Source organism: Pseudomonas syringae pv. tomato str. DC3000 (assembly GCF_000007805.1).
GTDB classification, from domain to species: Bacteria; Pseudomonadota; Gammaproteobacteria; order Pseudomonadales; family Pseudomonadaceae; genus Aquipseudomonas; species Aquipseudomonas avellanae.
Window position 1 is genome coordinate 3,312,470 of record NC_004578.1, and the last position, 17,379, is coordinate 3,329,848.

12 protein-coding genes and 2 pseudogenes are annotated in these 17,379 nt (G+C 61.2%); 2 read left to right on the forward strand and 12 right to left on the reverse strand.

From position 1 onward, the window contains the following. Positions 1 to 41: 41 nt before the first annotated feature. The 3 genes and pseudogenes from PSPTO_RS15225 to PSPTO_RS15235 form a co-directional block, all read right to left on the reverse strand. Positions 42 to 988 (reverse strand): annotated as a pseudogene (locus PSPTO_RS15225) (transporter). Positions 989 to 1,075: 87 nt separating this feature from the next. Further along, positions 1,076 to 1,843, reverse strand: coding sequence for a coniferyl-alcohol dehydrogenase (locus PSPTO_RS15230; RefSeq protein WP_007247126.1), 768 nt, complete (start codon positions 1,841 to 1,843; stop codon positions 1,076 to 1,078). A gap of 85 nt (positions 1,844 to 1,928) precedes the next feature. Next, positions 1,929 to 3,410: a benzaldehyde dehydrogenase gene (locus tag PSPTO_RS15235; protein WP_005764523.1), complete on the reverse strand. Its 1,482-nt coding sequence runs from the start codon at positions 3,408 to 3,410 to the stop codon at positions 1,929 to 1,931. 277 nt (positions 3,411 to 3,687) lie between these two features. On the opposite strand from PSPTO_RS15235, the gene PSPTO_RS15240 reads away from it, so the two are divergent. Then, positions 3,688 to 5,460: a sigma-54-dependent Fis family transcriptional regulator gene (locus PSPTO_RS15240; RefSeq protein ID WP_024666240.1), complete on the forward strand. Its 1,773-nt coding sequence runs from the start codon at positions 3,688 to 3,690 to the stop codon at positions 5,458 to 5,460. A gap of 49 nt (positions 5,461 to 5,509) precedes the next feature. Here the strand turns inward: PSPTO_RS15240 and treS are convergent, their stop codons facing one another. The 4 genes from treS to PSPTO_RS15260 all read right to left on the reverse strand — a co-directional run bounded on the left by treS (position 5,510) and on the right by PSPTO_RS15260 (position 9,433). Next, positions 5,510 to 7,573 (reverse strand): maltose alpha-D-glucosyltransferase, encoded by a 2,064-nt coding sequence (gene treS, locus PSPTO_RS15245; protein WP_011104294.1) that lies wholly within the window; start codon positions 7,571 to 7,573, stop codon positions 5,510 to 5,512. A 145-nt stretch (positions 7,574 to 7,718) separates the two neighbouring features. Continuing rightward, positions 7,719 to 8,288 (reverse strand): LysR substrate-binding domain-containing protein, encoded by a 570-nt coding sequence (locus PSPTO_RS15250; RefSeq protein ID WP_230692275.1) that lies wholly within the window; start codon positions 8,286 to 8,288, stop codon positions 7,719 to 7,721. 35 nt (positions 8,289 to 8,323) lie between these two features. Further along, positions 8,324 to 8,584 carry a helix-turn-helix domain-containing protein gene (locus tag PSPTO_RS15255; protein ID WP_003376691.1) on the reverse strand — a complete coding sequence of 87 codons (261 nt, stop codon included), beginning with the start codon at positions 8,582 to 8,584 and terminating at the stop codon, positions 8,324 to 8,326. Between the two features lie 243 nt (positions 8,585 to 8,827). Beyond that, positions 8,828 to 9,433, reverse strand: a complete 606-nt coding sequence (locus PSPTO_RS15260) for a DJ-1/PfpI family protein (protein WP_005764534.1) — start codon at positions 9,431 to 9,433, stop codon at positions 8,828 to 8,830. Between the two features lie 121 nt (positions 9,434 to 9,554). On the opposite strand from PSPTO_RS15260, the gene ftrA reads away from it, so the two are divergent. Next, positions 9,555 to 10,508 carry a transcriptional regulator FtrA gene (gene ftrA, locus PSPTO_RS15265; protein WP_005764536.1) on the forward strand — a complete coding sequence of 318 codons (954 nt, stop codon included), beginning with the start codon at positions 9,555 to 9,557 and terminating at the stop codon, positions 10,506 to 10,508. On the opposite strand, the gene PSPTO_RS15270 is transcribed toward ftrA, so the two are convergent. From PSPTO_RS15270 to sbnA, 5 genes and pseudogenes are all read right to left on the reverse strand, one after another. Next, positions 10,468 to 11,646: a serine hydrolase domain-containing protein gene (locus PSPTO_RS15270; RefSeq protein ID WP_046463519.1), complete on the reverse strand. Its 1,179-nt coding sequence runs from the start codon at positions 11,644 to 11,646 to the stop codon at positions 10,468 to 10,470. The genes ftrA and PSPTO_RS15270 overlap by 41 nt on opposite strands. Before the next feature lie 3 nt (positions 11,647 to 11,649). Further along, positions 11,650 to 12,804, reverse strand: coding sequence for an iron-containing alcohol dehydrogenase (locus tag PSPTO_RS15275; protein WP_011104296.1), 1,155 nt, complete (start codon positions 12,802 to 12,804; stop codon positions 11,650 to 11,652). Between the two features lie 36 nt (positions 12,805 to 12,840). Then, the gene (locus PSPTO_RS15280) at positions 12,841 to 13,485 is read right to left on the reverse strand and encodes a LysE family transporter (RefSeq protein ID WP_005764543.1); all 645 of its coding nucleotides are present in this window, start codon (positions 13,483 to 13,485) and stop codon (positions 12,841 to 12,843) included. A 27-nt stretch (positions 13,486 to 13,512) separates the two neighbouring features. After that, positions 13,513 to 15,260, reverse strand: a pseudogene (locus tag PSPTO_RS15285) (FAD/NAD(P)-binding protein). Further along, complete coding sequence (gene sbnA, locus PSPTO_RS15290) at positions 15,260 to 17,374, reverse strand: 2,3-diaminopropionate biosynthesis protein SbnA (RefSeq protein ID WP_161797781.1); 2,115 nt, start codon at positions 17,372 to 17,374, stop codon at positions 15,260 to 15,262. Before sbnA ends, PSPTO_RS15285 begins: the two are co-directional and overlap by 1 nt. Positions 17,375 to 17,379: the final 5 nt, after the last annotated feature.

Below are 17,379 nucleotides of genomic sequence, written 5' to 3' on the forward strand. Positions count from 1 at the left end.
GATAGTTGAGATTATCGTGCCTCACGCACCGTCAGCGCGTCCTACAACTTGTGCAGAAAATTCAGCACCAGTTTGTTGCCTTCGGTACGGTTCTCCGCGCCTTGTTCGAAGTAGCTGTTGACGGTCAGCACGTTCTCTTTGTTGAAGCTGTAGAGAAAGCCCGGGCCAATGGCCCAGACTTTTTCCTTGCGGCCGCTGACGTCATGGCCATCCACCTGGGTGTCGGTGAACTGTTTGAGCCAGTAACCGTTAAGGCCCAGCGAGAGTTGTTCGGTCAGCGCATATTGCAGGGTCAGGTTGGCGTGCAGTGCCTGGCCCGCCTGGGTGTCGGAGGCGTTGCCGAAACCGGCCTGCGGGTCGTCATTCTTGCCGTTCCACAGGTACATGAAACGCCCGCTGGCCGACCACTTTGGCGAAAACCAGTAGGTGGCGGCATAGTAAGGGTTGAACGACCAGAAGTTGCTGCCGGGGTTGATCGAGCGATTGCGATTGTAGGCACCGACAGGAATCGCAATGTCCGCCTCGACCCGCTGCGTCAACAGCGGGCTGCCATCGGCGCGAGTGAGGGTCGGCAATTGCAGAACGGGCCGATGATCACATCGCCAAAACTTGCGCGTGAACTCAGCGCCGTGTTGTCCAGACCATCGTCCACGTCAACATGCGCCAGCGAAGTGTTGATCGCGGTGATACCCGGCATTGCGCCATTGGCCAGCGGCTGCCCGACATAGATGATTTGCGTGGTCACGGCCAGTACATCAAGGTCTTGTTTGGGAAGTTGCAGTTTGTCGCCATTGACGTCGTTGAAACGATCGGCCCTGGCGAAGTTCAAGTACTCCTCCAGATACCAGCCCGGCCCCGCCGGTGCGGGTGAGCCATCGTAGAAACTGGTGTTGCCCAGATTGAGTCCAGGCAAGTCATAAGCAAACGCAGTGGATGACAGAACGACGAGTGACGCAGACGTGACGGTACGCAAGATAGACTTCGGCATCTTGGGATTCCTGTACTTATTGTTGTTATTTTTTTTATAACCCCGGCTTCACGACCGCGTCGCCGGGGGGTGCAGCGCGTTACACCGTCAGACGTAAGAAGCAGCAAGCCCTCCATCTACCGGCAGGTTCACACCGTTGACCCAGCGCGACGCATCGGAGCAGAGAAACGCAATCACCGCCGCCACTTCATCGGCCAGCGCGGGTCGTTTCATGTGCAGACTGTCGCGGGCGACCCGCTCTTCGCCGACCATACTCACAAAATCGCCCAGAATCGGGGTAAACACCGGCCCCGGCGCCACACAGTTGACGCGCACGGACTGGTCTCGAAACCACGCTTGCGACTGCTGATAGCTCCACACAATCAGCGCCTCCTTGAAGTACTGATAGCAGGTGCCCGGTGCGACCGGGTTGGACGCTAACCACTGCTGCCCTTCGCTGTAGCTTTCGGTGGCGGCCAGTGCCTTGTGCAGTTCCAGCCGTTCAGGCCACTGCGAACCGAGTATCGATGACATATTGACAATGCTGCCGCCCGGCGCAATGCGTGGCAGTAGACGCTGGGTCAAATGACGCAGGCCGAGATAATTGACCTGAGCCACCGCCTGCACCGGCGCCGTGCCGGGTACACCGGCAATGTTGCACAGCGCATCGATGTGCATCGGCAGGCGCTCGACCAGCGCATCGATGCTCTCAGGGTCGCCCAGGTCCGCCTGGAAAAATCCGTCCACGGTCAGCTGCGGCTCATGGCGATCAATGCCGATCACCCTGGCGCCCTGAAAACGCGCCAGACGCGCCAGCTCAGCGCCGATGCCGGAGGACACGCCCGTCACGATCAGTGTTTTGTTAGTCAGGTTCATGGTCACGCGCTCTTATTGTTGTTGGATCACGTTTATGGGTGAGTCACTTCTTGCTTGAATCACATCGCTGCTTGCAGCCAGACACTCAGAAAGGATAAACCGGCGCCTGGTTTTTCACGGTGACCCACTGCCACTGGCTGTATTCATCCCAGTCAGAAGGGCTGCCTGCACTGCTGCCGTTACCGGATGCGCCGCGCCCGCCGAAGGAGTTGATGCATTCGTCCGCGACCGTCTGATCGTTAATGTGCAGCATGCCACACCGCAGCCTGTCGCCAAGCGCCGTGGCGCGGCCTACATCCGGGGAGATGACCGCAGCCGCCAGCCCGTATTCCGAACGGTTGGCCAGTTCGATGGCCTGTTCATCGCTGGAGAAGCTGACCACAACCGCCACCGGGCCGAAAATCTCTTCCTCGAACGCACGCATGCCAGGCTTCACGCCGCTGAGCACCGTGGGCCGATAGAACAGGCCTTCATATTCGCCGCCGGTTTCCAGTTGCGCACCGGCCTGCAAACTGTCGCTGACCACCTGATGAACATGCTGCAACTGCCGCTGGTTGATCAACGGGCCCAGCGCAGCTTGTCCGCGCGCCGCATTGCCGACCGTCAGCGCCCGGGCCTTGTCTGCCAGCTTGCGGGTGAAAGCAGCAACAATGGACTCATGAACCAGAATCAGGCCGGTGGCCATGCAGATTTGCCCCTGATGCAGCCAGGCGCCGAATGCCGCGTTGCTGGCGGCGAGATCAAGGTCGGCGTCTTCAAGAATCACCAGCGGATTCTTGCCGCCCAGCTCCAGAGAAACTTTCTTGAGGTTGCGCCCGGCCGCTTCGGCCACCTTGCGGCCGGCACCGGTCGAACCGGTAAAGGTGATCATCTGCACATTGGTGTCGCGGCACAGCGCTTCGCCAGCATCTGCCGCACCTGGCAATACATGCAACAGGCCTTTAGGCAGCCCGGCTTCCTCGAACAGCCGGGCGATCAGAAAGCCGCCGCTGATCGGCGTCTGCGGGTCAGGCTTGAGCACCACGGCATTGCCGGCTGCCAGTGCCGGGGCGACCGAGCGCAGGGACAGCACCAACGGGAAGTTGAACGGTGAAATAACCCCCACCACGCCGTGTGCAACACGCCGTGCGTAGGACAGACGCCCGGCAGCGCTGGGCAGGATCACGCCATGACCGTGCGCTTGCGAAAGCATGCCAGCGGCCTGACGCAGCAACACGATGGTTTCGTTCACCTCGTGCTGGCCTTTGTGCAGGCTGCCACCGGTCTCCCGGGCGACATACAGCGCCAGCTCATCGAACGCGCAGACCGCGTGATCGGCGGCCATCAGAAAAATTTCGGCTTTTTCCCGAGGACCCATCGCCGCCCAGGCAGGCTGAGCCAGTGCGGCTTCCCGGCAGGCAATGGCGATGTCAGCCGCGCCCGCCATTGCCGTATTCATCAGCAACTCGCTGGTTGCAGGCTCGATGACCGGCAGCAGTGCAGATGAGGAAGGAATCCAGTTGCCATTGAATATGCATTCGGCATCGATTGCGCGTTGCAAAAAAGGGGTGCCATCAGAAGCTGACATAGTTGAACTCCGGCTTTTATGGTTGTAATCGCCTGCACCATTGATTGGGTAGCACGCGCCGTATACACACCTGAGCAAAGCCTGTGCCGGGATTGCAACCTGCTTGTCATATGAAGCCTCGACCGCTCTGGACAAAGCTTATCCAAGGTACGCAGGCGTGTAGCACACTTTGCCAGCCAGCGGTCGAGCTGATCGGGCTTGTTCATTTGATCAAGTTATGTTTATTAATCGAATTATCTATTGATCATTTCGAGCACTGCCCGGTCGAGGTACAACAATGACCCGCCCTCACTCCCAGCTTCCTGACCACCGCGTGGCCACTGAACATTTCTCGCCTCGTGGCGACAGCAGTCTGCATGACGCCGTGGGGTCACCGACTGCCGAGGAGTTGACCGGTTGTTTGTTCTTCTCGCCCGACGATGGCCGCATCTGGCTCAATGACCAGCGCATGTTGCTGCTGCATAGCTCATCGTTCGGCACCCTGCGCCGGGAAATCATCGAGCGGCTGGGGCAGGAGCCGGCGCGTGGGATGTTTACTCGCGCAGGCTACCTTTCCGGCGCACGTGACGCCCGGCTGATCCGTGAGCGCTGGCCACTCGCCGACGCCACGTCGGCGTTTCGCGCCGGCACCCACCTGCACACGCTGGAAGGCATGGCCAAGGTCGAATCGCTGCATTTCAAGTTCGACGCAGAGTCCGGCTTTTATGAAGGCGAGTTCCTCTGGCACAACTCCTGCGAAGCTGACGAGCATCTTGCAGCGTGTGGCACCGGGCAGGACCCGGTGTGCTGGACCGAAATCGGCTATGCAATCGGCTTTGTCAGCGGCCTGTTCGGGCAAATGGTGATTTTTCGCGAGGTGGAATGCCGTGGCATGGGGCACGCAAGCTGCCGGGTCATCGGCAAGACCGCCGAGCAATGGGGTGACGTCGAGCGTGACCTCAGTTACCTGAGCGTGGCCAAGACCGTCGCGCCGGCTCATACGCCTGCATTGGCCAACGCCCACTATGACGCCGGCCCGCCGACGGGCACCGACCAGCCACTGATTGGCGCCAGCGCAGCGTTCAACGCGGCCACTCAGGCCTTGCAGCGCGTGGCGATGACCCCGGCAACCGTGCTGATCAGCGGCGAGTCCGGCGTCGGCAAAGAGATGTTCGCCCGCCAACTGCATCAGCTCAGCCGCAACCGGGAAGGCCCGTTCGTGGCCCTCAACTGCGCAGCCATTCCCGACAATCTGATCGAGGCAGAGCTGTTTGGCGTAGAGCGCGGGGCTTACACGGGAGCCACGCACTCAAGACCCGGACGTTTCGAGCGCGCCAATGGCGGCACGCTGTTTCTGGATGAAATCACCTCGCTGAGCCTGGCCGGCCAAAGCAAACTGCTGCGCGCCCTGCAGGAACGGGAAATAGAGCGCGTCGGTGGCGGCCACGGCATCAAAGTCAACGTGCGCGTGGTGGCGGCGACCAACGTTGATCTGCGCAAGGCCGTGGCCGAGGGTGATTTTCGCGAAGACCTGTTTTATCGCCTGAACGTCTACCCCATCGCCCTGCCCCCGCTGCGCGAGCGTCGCGATGACATTCCGCTGCTGATCAATGCCTTTCTCCAGCGCTTCTGCCACGAATACGGCCGCACGCCAGCAGGCTTGACCATGCGCGCCTTGAAAACACTGCTGCGCTACGACTTCGCCGGCAATGTGCGCGAACTGCAGAACCTCATCGAGCGCGGCCTGATTGCCAGCGATGAAGGCCAGGCCATTGATCTGGTGCATATCTTTCGTAACGAATCACTGCCGGTGGATTCGTACTCGCTGAACCACGACGGCGCACTGTCGAAGGCCGCTCCACCCATTGCACACACGGCACAGGGCGCCGCCTTGCTGGATACGCTGAGTCAGGAAAAACAGGCTTTTTCGATTGAAGAGCTTGAGCAGCAGTTGATTCGCGAGGCACTGGAAAAAAGTGCAGGCAACCTGGCGGCGGCTTCGCGTTTGCTGGGGTTGAGCCGTGCCCAGTTTGCCTATCGTTTGAAGAAGCAGCAGCCCGACGCGGTATGACGGGCGAGCGCAAGATGCGCAGCCGACCTGGCTGCGCGGCACTTATCGATCAGATCGGCAAGGTGCTGACCACGCGCAGGGCGAGGCCTTCGTAGGCGTCCAGGGTGATGGTGAACTCACCCTGCTCGGTCAGATCGCCTTCAACCCGCTCGTTGATGATGTCGACTACAGGGCCTGGCGCGATGCCCGGCAAGTGCAGCGTTTCAACGAGGGTCTCGGCGCTGAAATTGAGCGCGGTAATCTGCGTGCCCTTGCCCGCCGGTAACTCGTGAACCATGACCAACAGCCCCGGATGCTCGACATCCGGGATCAGAATCTGGCGGCTCGCGGCGATGTCGTAGGCGCGACGCACGGCAAGAATCTTCTTGAGCTGCGAGGCAAACGAGTCAGGCCGCTGGAGCTGACTGACCAGGCTGCCATACAGCGTCTTCGGACGCGGCATGTCGCCAGCAGAAAACTCGGCTTCCGGGTCCAGATCGACCAGATCATAGGCGCCACGGTGCACCCACCGCGTATCACCGTCCTGCATGAGGTGCTCGACCTGCTCGGCCGGAAGCGTCAGCGCGCCGACCAGGTCCCAGCCAGACAGCGCGAACACACCCGGCTGCATGGCGTTGTACATCACCAGCAACAGGTGAATGTGCTGGATCTGCTGAGTGTCGGCATCAGTAATCGTGCTCAGGTCCCGAATGCCCAGTGCCGCCGTGATGATGCTTGCCGTCGTGCAGGACACGCCGTTGGTGACGAACTTGAGGTTGTAAGGCGCGTGTTCGCCGGAAAGCTTCTCGTACATTTCTTCGCGGATGTGCTCACGCAGAATGTTGCCGGGGAACGTCTGACCCTGATAGTGGAACGTGTCGTGGGCGTGCAGCGTCCAGAAATGCACCAGTTCCAGGGTCAGTTCGTCGTGGTTCTGCAAGGCGTGGATCAGCGAAGCGGGATCAATGCCATACGCATGAACCTGACGTAGCATCAAGCGCAGGAATTCGGTGGTGCCGGTCAGCAGCGCATGCTGATAAGCCGGGCGTGTAATGAAGTCGTAAGACAGATCAGCACCGCCCTGGCCCATGGACGCGATGTCATCAATGGTCAGGTTCAGTTCCTGAAAGCTGAAGCCGCCCGCCTTGCGGATTGCCCCGGCCAGCAATTGGTTGCCAGTGATCGACAGCGGATGACTTTCCGACCAGGCAGTGCCTTCGGCGCGACGTTCGACACCCAGAAAGCCGTTGGCGTCCAGGCGCAATACCCGTGCGCCCATGACATCAATAGCATGCAGCGCATCACCAATGATCATCTGCTGCGCGGCAAAGCTTGGGTCCAGCCAGTTCAGTGAGGGCTGGCCGTCCTTGAAGTAGTGCAGATAAACCCAGCGCCGGGCCTTGCCATCGACGCCTTGCACCACATCAGTGGCACTCCAGTCGGTTTCCTTGACGCCGGGCTCGAAGAAAATAACGCGCTGCAACTGGCCGACGATGTAATGCTTGTCGCGCAGTTGGTCGACCACCTCGGGCATCAGGTTGACGGCGTCGCGGCCAGCCGCGACCTCGGGCAACAACGGCCAGTCTTCTTCACGAATCTCGACCATGTGGAACAGGCCGGGGTAATCCTCGTACGCCATCTCGGCGAGACGGAAATCTGCACCTTTGCCGGTGTGCGACGGGATGATGTCGTCAATGATCACTGCGTTGTGCGCCGCAGCGATGCGCGACAGGCTCAGCAGTTGCGCCTCGGTGCCCAGGTCCGGGTCGATGCCGAAGCTGATGCGGTCGAAGTTGCCATCGATACTTGGCGTCCGCTCGCGGCCCTTCAGCCCGCCGGACAGTTTCAGCGGCCCGTTGTGAATCCCCTGAATGCCGATCTCGGACAGCGCGTGCCACAAGGTTTCGTCGCCCAGCGCTTCAAGCACCGAGCCGCCTTCGCGAGTGACGATTGACGCCGGGTAGGCCGTGAACCAGACCGAGGCGATGGCAGAGGCGTCTCTGGGACGTGCCAGCGCGAATGGACGCTGCCAGAGCCTGCCCTGCCCCGAATAGGTCTTGGCGCGCTGTCTTGCGGCATTAAGCATCGATTGCTCGACCAGCCAGTCCACGTACTGCTTGTCCGGTATCGTCATAGCGTCCAGTCTTCCTCTCGAATCGGCGACTTTGGACGCTCCGCAGGCGGAGCGCCCTGAATGTGTTACCTACGGATATGAGCCCGGCGGGCCCGATTCGTTGCATTGATGTTCAGACCCGATGGCCTTCGACAGGGTTTTGGACCTAGTAATTCGGTGCCGCAGCGGCGGATGGTTTTTTCAACGCCTGTATCACCGCATTGGCCGCGCTGGACAGCAACGAGGCCGGCCGCGCGACCACGCTGATCTGGCGCGTTACGGCCAGTGGCAGCGCAATGGGCTCCAGCTCTCCGAGCCGGCCGCCCAGCAAGACGCTGGGCACAATAGTGATGCAATGCCGCTTCGCGACCAGATCCAGCAGCGTGTCCAGGCAGGTCAGTTCGCCACGCTGGCTGAGGCGCACCTGCGCCGCTGCCAGTTGCTGGTGCAGGCGCTCCACACCAGGATGTCGCCAGGCAACATAACGAGACACTTGCGAGAAATCGGCGAAACTCTGCGACGCCGACGGCTTGCCACGCGCGACGGCAAGCACGTAATGATCCGACCAGTGATGGTGCTCCAGATAATGTTCGTTGAGCACCGTACCGGGCACAATCAGGATATCGGCCGCATCCCTGATCAACGAGTCCAGCGACGGGCTCTGCTCGCCCCGGTGCAGCACGTTGAGGTGAATATCGGGGTAATGATGGGCAAGAAAGTCCAGCGAGGCGCTCAGGCTGGTTTCTTCGATGTGCGTGTTGTAATGAATGGTTACGCTGCCACTGACCCCATTTTTTTTAGTTGTTCGAGCGTGGCCAGAACATTTCCAAGGGTCTGGTTGATGATTTTGCCTTCGGGTGTGAGGGTGCAGCCGGTGCGGCTGCGGATGAACAGGCGTTTTTCAAAGAAGTCCTCGACCTCTTTGATCGCGTAGCTGATGTTCGACTGGCTGCACCCCAAAATGGCGGCGGCCTCCGAGAACGAACCGTGCTGCGCAACGGTTTGCACGACTTTGAAGAAGTGGGTTTTCATGTGACCTGCACTCTGGTTTTGCGAGGGTTGACGCGTGTCGGCGGCGGAACTGGAAGCCGCTGAGCCGGAAAGGGTCGGGAAACGGAAAAACCCGCTGACACACCGACATGTCCGGGTTATCGGCCATTCAAACGTTGCGTCAGACGGGGGTAAGGCACTTGCTGACTGACCCGGTAAAAGGTTCGCCATGCACGTTTCGGGCACATGGCTTCATCAGCGAAACAGGCGGCAGAGCTGGAGGTCTCAGTCGTTCTCGGTCCAGTCGAAATCCAGTTGCAAAGCAGTACGTTCGGCCAGTTCACGGCTGTGCAGGCGCTCGACCAGATGAAGGCTCATGTCGATGCCGGCAGAAATGCCCGCCGAGGTCACGAACGAGCCTTCATCGACCCAGCGCAGGGTGCTGAGCACGTCCACCGAGGGGAACATCTCCTTGAGATCGTTGATGTCTTCCCAGTGCGTGGTGACCTGCTTGCCTGCCAGCTTGCCGGTCTTGACCAGCATGAACGCCCCGGTGCACACGGCGGCTACAACGCGACCAGGCTGTGACTGATCGCTGATCCAGCCAATCACGTCGGCTTTTTCCAGTTCGGCCGTCACTACGCCGCCTGGAATGATCAGGCAATCCACAGGCGGATGGTCGGTGATAGAGAAGTCCGGATCGACCTTGAGCCCGGCACGCGCACGTACCGGGGCCATGCTGCGGCCAATGGTAAACACGTTGAACAGTTGGCGGTCGTCACGGCTTTTGCGGGCATGCATGCGTGTCGCCGTGGTGAACACTTCATAGGGGCCAGCGAAGTCGAGAACCTCGACATCGTCATAAACGTAAATACCGATATTGAGTGGCACGAATGGGCTCCTGGGTCTGCTTGCCAGACCACTTGCATGTTAATGTTTCAACCGCGGAGATTACGCAGTAGCATCGAGCCAAACTACTGGCTGAAATGCCAATATGCGGTAACATCACGCCATGAAAAATCATCTCGTCGTCGCCCTCATCTATAACCAGCTGTGTACCTTCGAATTTGGCTGCACGGTTGAGGTATTTGCCCTCAAAAGACCTGAACTGGGGGTCAGCTGGTACGAGTTTGCAACCTTCCCGGTTGACGACGGCCCGATCACCGCGGCTGGCGGCATCACCATCGTGCCGACCCCGGGTGAGGTACTGCTGGAAAACGCCGACACCATCATCGTGCCGGGCTGGCGCGGGGTGGAGTCCCAAGTTCCGCAACGCCTGATCGAACAGCTTCAGGCCGCCCATGCCCGTGGCGCACGCATCTGCTCGATCTGCACCGGGGCGTTCGTGCTGGCGGCGGCGGGCCTGCTTGACGGGCATAAGGTCACGACTCACTGGCGCTACACCGATTTGCTGGCAACCATGTACCCGGGGCTGAGTATTCAGCCCAACGAGTTGTATGTGGATCAGGGCACTATTGTCACCGCTGCGGGCTCGGCGGCCGGGCTGGACATGATGCTGCATCTGGTACGCAACGATCATGGCTCGCGAGTCGCCAACATGGTGGCGCAGCGCATGGTCATCCCGCCGCACCGCGAAGGCGGGCAATCGCAATACGCCTCAAGGCAACTGGTGGCGGCCAGTGACGGCCCGATTTCCAATCTCATGGACTGGATTCGCGGTGATCTGCAACGCCCGCACACCATCAAGGAAATGGCCTCGCGAGCGTCGGTCAGCACGCGCACCCTGCACCGCAGCTTCATGGAAAGCACCGGGCTGACGCCTTATGACTGGCTGCTCGGCGAGCGCGTGGCGTACGCCAAGGAACTGCTGGAGTCCTCCAAGCTGCGCCTCAACGAAGTGGTGGACAGGGCCGGCTTTGGCTCGGAAGAGTCGTTTCGCCGACACTTTCGCAACCTGGTGGGTATCAGCCCGAGCAGTTACCGCAAGCAGTTCGCCCGGACCTGATGTAGATCGCGTCGACCATCGATTTGGCAAACTCGCCCCAGGCGCCAGTCGTGGCGGTGTTGGTCATCGCTACCAGGCTGATGGCAGACACCGGATCAACCCAATAATGATTGCCGTACAGCCCGCACCACGACCAACTGCCTGCGCCCTGCCGCTGCCCGGCGGCCGACGGGTCGGTGAGAATCATAGGCCCGAGGCCGAACTTCCAGCCCGGCCCCCGCGCGGCGACAAGCGTCTGACCGATGGCGTTGCTCAGCAAGCGCCGGGTGCTGGCCGGGCTTAACACAGGCGCACCGCCCAGACGCAGGCATTCCAGCAAGCTGAGATAGTCATCCGCCGTGCCCAGCAGGCCCGCCCCGCCCGACGGGTAAGCGCTTGCGTCATAAGCGCGAGCCGGCGACAGCCGAGCCCGGCCGCTATCGAGCATCAACACACCGTGATCGCCGATTCGCTCAGGGCTACCATCAGTGTCTTTGTAGGCACTGGCTAAAGGCAAACCCTGCATGGGCCTGAAAGAAGTCGCGCTCATTCGCAATGGCCCGGTGACCATGCGCGCAATAGCCTCTGACAACGCCAGCCCGGTGGCCTGCTCGATCACCGCGCCCAGAACATCGGTGGCCAGCGAGTATCCCCAGGCGCTGCCCGGCTCGAACAGCAACGGCAGACCTGCCAAGCGACGCAGGTTTTCCTGCAAACCGAACGCCACGCAATCCAGCCCATCCGACACCCCGCCTCGTTCATAAGCGTTATCGGGCATTCGCTCAAAGCCGTAGCTCAAACCGGCCGTGTGCGACAGCAATTGCTGCAAGGTGATCAAGGGCTCGCGGCCACCCGCCAGACGCGGCCGAAATGCTGGCAGCCAGTCTGTCACCGCTGCATTCAGGTTCAATACGCCCACTTCACAAAGCCGCAGCACGCTCACCGAGGTCAGCAGCTTGGTCAGCGACGCCAGGCGAAAGCGTGTGTCACGACTGACCGGCATCTGTTGCTCGCGATCAGCCCAGCCCCGCGCGCTGGCGTAACGCAACTGACCGTGCTGGGCAAGCAGCAAGACCCCGCCGACAATCCGGCCCTGATCGACAAAACGCCGCCAGACTCCGTCAATGCGCCGCACCGCCGGCTCATCCAGCAGGATCACGGCTCAAAAGCCTTTAACAGCGCGGCTGAAAATCTGCGCATACACGTGGGCCGAGTGTCGAACCGGGTTGGTGTGCGAGCAGCCGTCGGCAAACGCCATCATTCCGACCTTTTGCGCCTCACGGTCATCGATACCGATCTCTGCCAGCGTGTGTGGGATGCCGATCTGTTCGCGCAGGCTCAACAGCCAGTTCATTACCCCGTCGAAGCCTAGCTCGGGCAAACGCAGGTAAACCGCCAGGTCATCCATTTGCGTGAGCAGCGCAGCACGATTGGCCTCCAGCACGTAGGGCAGCACAATCGCGTTCAGTAACCCGTGGTGCAGGTCATAAAGCGCACCCAGGCTTTGCGCGATCGCATGGACGCCACCCAGACCGCGCTGAAACGCCGCCGCGCCCAGGCTTGAGGCCACCAGCATCTGCTGACGCGCCTCCAGGTCCTGGCCGTCAGCGACCACGCGAGGCAAAAACATGTTGATCATCTGCATGCCCTTGACCGAAACCGCTTCGGCCATCGGGTGCCAGACCGGCGAACACCAGGCTTCCATGCAGTGGGTCAAGGCATCCGCCCCGGTAGCAGCGGTCAGGTGCCTGGGCAGGTCAAGGGTCAGCGTGGCGTCCAGAATCGCGATGCGCGGCATCATGCGGATATGCAGAATGGTACGTTTGACTCGCGCCTGCTCATCGGTAATGACCGAGGCACGCCCCACCTCGGAACCGGTTCCGGCAGTGGTCGGCAGCGCAATCACCGGTGCGATGCCGTGCGGATCGGCGCGCAAATGGTTCTGGCCGATGTCTTCGAAATCCCACAGCGGGCGGTGCTGACCGGACATCAACGCCACCGCCTTGGCGGCGTCCAGCGCCGAGCCGCCGCCAAAGGCAATCACCCCATCGTAGTCACCGCTTCTGTAGGCCTCCAGCCCCTCGGCGACATTGCGGCCGGTGGGGTTGCCCTTGACCCGGTCAAACAGCCCGCAGTGGCCCAATTGCCTGCGACAGTCCTCCACCGCGCTGCCGATCATGTCGGTACTGCCGAGAAAACTGTCGGTGATCAACAGCGGCCGTTTTATGCCGGTCACTCGACAGGCGTCGGCCAGTTCTTTAACGCGGCCTGCGCCTGCACGAATTGAAGTCGGGTAGTGCCAGTCGTTGCTGTGCATCGGTTTATTCCTTTAAAAGTCGATTAAACGGGGGCTTCAGTGAAAAACGCCCGTGGGCAACAAACCGATCAGCAAACGCAGGCCGAACGCGATCATGAAAAGCCCGGTGACAATATCGATGGCCTTTTTCATTCGCTGATAGCGGGCTTGCACGGCAGGGATCGAAAACAGCGTGGCCAGCAGCACGAACCAGGAGATCGCCAGCACGGCGATAATCGACACCCCCGCAGTGCGCACCCACATCGGCATGCCCGGCGTGGTGACGGTAGTGAACACGCTGGTGTAAAACGCCAACGCCTTGGGATTGGTCAGGTTGGTCAGCAAGCCGAAGCGATAGGCGCGGCTCAGACTGCCGATGCCCAACGCGCCGACGTCCCGGGGTTTGGGCTGGCTGCCCGCGCTGCGCAGGCTTTTGGTGCCTAGCCAGGTCAGATAAGCACCGCCAAGCAGTTGCAAGGCCGGTTGCAACCAAGGCAATTGCTCAAACACCAGGCCTAATCCGGTGGCTGCCAGCAGCGCCCAGAGAATGCTGCCCGAGGCAACGCCCAGACCGGCGCAGATGCCCTGCTGCCGCGACTGGCTGAACGATAACTGGGTGATGACCAGAAAGTTGGGGCCGGGGCTGATGATCAGCACGATGAACGCGCCCGCCAGTGCAATCAGCAAAGTGATTTCGTACATATCAGTAATTCCTTTTTAATGATGGGGTTAAAGCATTTTCTTCAACTGAAAAGTGATGCAACTTGACGTGTGATCAGCCAGCGTTTCCAGGCAGGATTCGACCGCCCTGCGCGCCTCGATCAGGGCTCGGCAGCTCGGGTCCGGCGTTGGGACGTAATGGTTGTAGAAGGTGCAGCCCTCACGGCAGGCCCTAGAACCCAGAGCCGTTGCTGCACCCAACCGTCGCTGCCGATGGCGCGGCCAGACTCATCGGTGTCGATGCCGTCGGCCGGCCAGGCGTGCGCGGCGCGAATCAGGCCTTGCTCGCGCAAATCGTCGAGCAGCGCACTGCGATTGCCCGACAGCCCACTGGGGGCGACGCGTGCAGCCATGACGCTGTCGAAGCGGCTATCTGCCTGCTGCGCGTCGCTCATAGGCGCCAGAACCGTCACCACCCCGGCGTCGATCAGCGCCAGCAGGTCTTCGTGACGCTCCTTTTGCGGGCCGCCAACCAGACGGTTTCCCAGCCCGGCCCATGTGTCATAGAACGCCAACGTCGACGATTCAGTCAGGCCGTTGCGGTCCGCGACCAGCCGCAACAGATCGCGACAGTCGCGCCACACCTCAAGCGCCTGGCGGATCGGGCTGTGTGCCGTGCCCAGCCGACTCAGCGCCAAGTCACGCTTGATCCACTCGACGAACCATTGGCCATACGTGCCCGCTTCGCCTGTCCAGCGCTGGGTAGTCAGCCATTGTTCGGGGTCGAATTCGCCCCACTGCTCTGCCAGCCGGGCAAACAGCGCGGGCCTGGCAACAGCCTCGCGCAGCGTCCGCTGGACGGCCTCAAGTTGCCGCGGCGCATCGAGCCTGACCTTCGTCTGGTAAAACACTGCGCGCATTTCATCCTTGATCAGCGGCAGCACATCGGCCTGAAAGTCGAGCTGCCCGCCGCCGTTTTGCTTGCGCAGGTCTCCAATGGCGACGGCGGTAAAAAACAGCCGGGGCAATGCTGCATGGCGGGTTGGGTACCAGTGCGGTCTGGCATGAAACGGCAGCCCGCTGCGCGAATACATAAACACCCTGGGCTCGCGCCCTGACGGCAGATAACGCCAGCCGGCAAAGCCTGCGTCGCGCACATAGCGCCCGCCGCGCCCTTGAGTCAGGCTGGCCAGCGTGTCCATCGCCGTCAGCCCCAGCCCTTCGATGGCCACTGTTGCTCCGACGTCCTGCAGCTCGGTGGCTGAAGAAGCGTGCCCGACGGTAAGGAATAGCGCATCGACGTTCATCTCCCGAGTCAGACTGCGCAGCCTGAAACCCGGCGCATCAGACCTTGAACGGCACTTGATTACCCTTTCGGCGTAATGGCGCACCTGCACATGCGCCGGACACTGCTGCAGCAGGAATCGGTAACTGTGCTGCAAATAGCGCCCGAGCAAGGCACGCGGCACGAAGTCACCGAACGCTACCGGCCTGCCCAGCCCGTTTGTGCTGACATGACCGCGCTCGTCAAGGCGCACATCCTGAGCCCCGCACCACTGCAAAAAGGTCCAGCCCGCCGGCTCGCACGCCGGGAACGCCGAAGAAAACGCGGATAATTGGCCGGCCATTGTATTGAGCATCAGGTAATCCGGCTGCTGCGCAGAATGCAGCCCGCTGCCTGGAGGCTGTGGGTCAAATACCTCGATCTGCAACGGTTGCTGATCGGCATGCCGACTCATGCCAATCAGTTGCTCCAGAATGCTCAGCCCGCGTGAGCCCATGCCGATAATGGCGACGGTTTGCGTCTGCACGGCCATCACCAGCGGTTCGACTCAAAGAAGAATCGCGGCACCGGCAGCGCGCTGCCCTCTGCAAGCGCCTGGCGATACACACGCTGGCCCACGGCAAGGTCGAGCACGCCAAGGCCGAATGGCGAGAAGATCGATGCGCGATCCGGGCTCAATTCCACCTGGCCGGTCATCAGTTGCGCCAGCGTGCCGGTAATGAACGAACGGTGCTGATAGTGGCGCACCGCAAGGTCAGGCGACGTCTGAGCCTTGAGGCAATGCTCGACGTCATCAAGGATGTTGTCGGCCTGAGCGATAACCTCCGGCCCCAGATCACGCAGTGAGATATTCAGCACCACTTGCCCTGGGCGAAACACCGGTTCCAGAACGTAAGGGCGCGGCGCGGTGGTGGCGAATACCACCACATCGGCCTGCAGGCAGGCGTGCAGGTCCGTTTGCTCGCCGTTCAACCGATGCCGACCGGCAGCGTGGCTGATCAAGGCCAGCGCTGAATCCTCGTGCTGATCGAAGACGCTTACCGAGTCCATCGCCCAGCCATCGCTGACAAACATGTCGAGAATGGTTCTGGCGATGAAACCGGCACCGATAAACGCCATTCGCCTGACGTAGCGCTGCTGACGATTCATCCAGCGTGCACCAAGTACCGCCGAGGCTGCGGTGCGCATGGCGCTGATCCGCGAGGCTTCCAGGCAGGCAAACGCATAGCCGGTCACAGGGTCATTGAGGATCAGCACCGCCGATGCACGTTGCAGGCCGGTGTCGACATTGCCCGGAAAGCTGGAGATCCACTTGATGCCGCTGACAGGCTGATCACCCGACAGGCTGGCGGGCAAGGCAATGATGCGATTGGCCGGCACCTCGGGAAAGCGCAGAAAATAGCTGTCGGGGTTGACCGTGCGCCCGGCCTCATGGGCCAGATACGCGGCCTGCACGTCGTCGATACAAGCCAGCGGATCAGCCGCCAGCAGCCGCGCCGTCACTTCCCCGTCAACCACATGAAAAGCCGCCTGCGCTAGGCGCCCGGCCGCCACCTCACAAGTTGAACACACACCCTGTGGGCGCGAGCTTGCTCGCGAAGGCGTCACCAATGAACCACCGCTTTCGCGAGCAATCTCGCGCCCACAAAGAGGTGTATTTTTACTGTTCGAGAGGTCTGTCAGGGTCATGCTCAGCACTTCACGGCCGAAGCGCTGCTCGACCCATTGGTCGTCGTACAGCGTGTCTAGGTAGCGCTCGCCCCAGTCAGGCGACAGCGCAACCACCACCGAGCCCGGCTCTATCCGCTCGCGCCAGGCGTGCACAGCTGCGATCACCGTTGCCGTCGAGCCGCCGACCAGCATGCCTTTGCTGCGCGCCAGAATGCGGCACATGGCAACAGCGTTTGCTTCCGGGACCATTTCCAGTGCGTGAATACCATCGCCATTGAAGATCGGCGGCCGCTGACTGGTGCCCAGACCCGGTATGAAACGACGGCTGGCCGGGGTGCCAAAGGTCACCGAGCCCACGCTGTCGACGGCGATGATTTTGGTGGTCGGATGGTGTCGCTGAAAATGCTGCAGGCAGCCCATCAGCGTGCCAGTGGTTCCGGCCCCTACGAAGAGATAATCGACATGGCCGAAATGCCGACTGATCGAGTGCGCCGTGGTCCGCGCATGGGCTCTCGGGTTGGCCGCGTTCTCGTATTGATTGAGCCAGACGTAACGCGGATCGCTGGCCACTTTCTCGCGAATCAGCGCGATGCGTGTGCCGAGAAACCCGCCGTTGGCATCCGGAATCTCGACCTGGATGACCTGCGCGCCATAACTGCGCATCATGCGGATGTTGTGGCTGGAACTGTTCGGATCGACCACGCAGGTAAAGGGAATCCCGCGCTCGGCGCAGATCATCGCCAGCGCCACACCCAGGTTGCCGGATGAAGACTCGATCAGCGTCGTCTGTGGCCCAAGCAGGCCCCGGGCCTGCACGTCATTGACCAGGCCGACGGCGGTCTTGAGCTTGATCGAGCCCGCGGGGTTGAGTGACTCCATTTTCAGGAAAAAATCGGGACCCACACCCGTGACCTCGAGGAAGGTCTGGTCGTGAACAATGTCGCCAAGGCTTTGATACCCAAGAGCTTTGTGCATAAGGT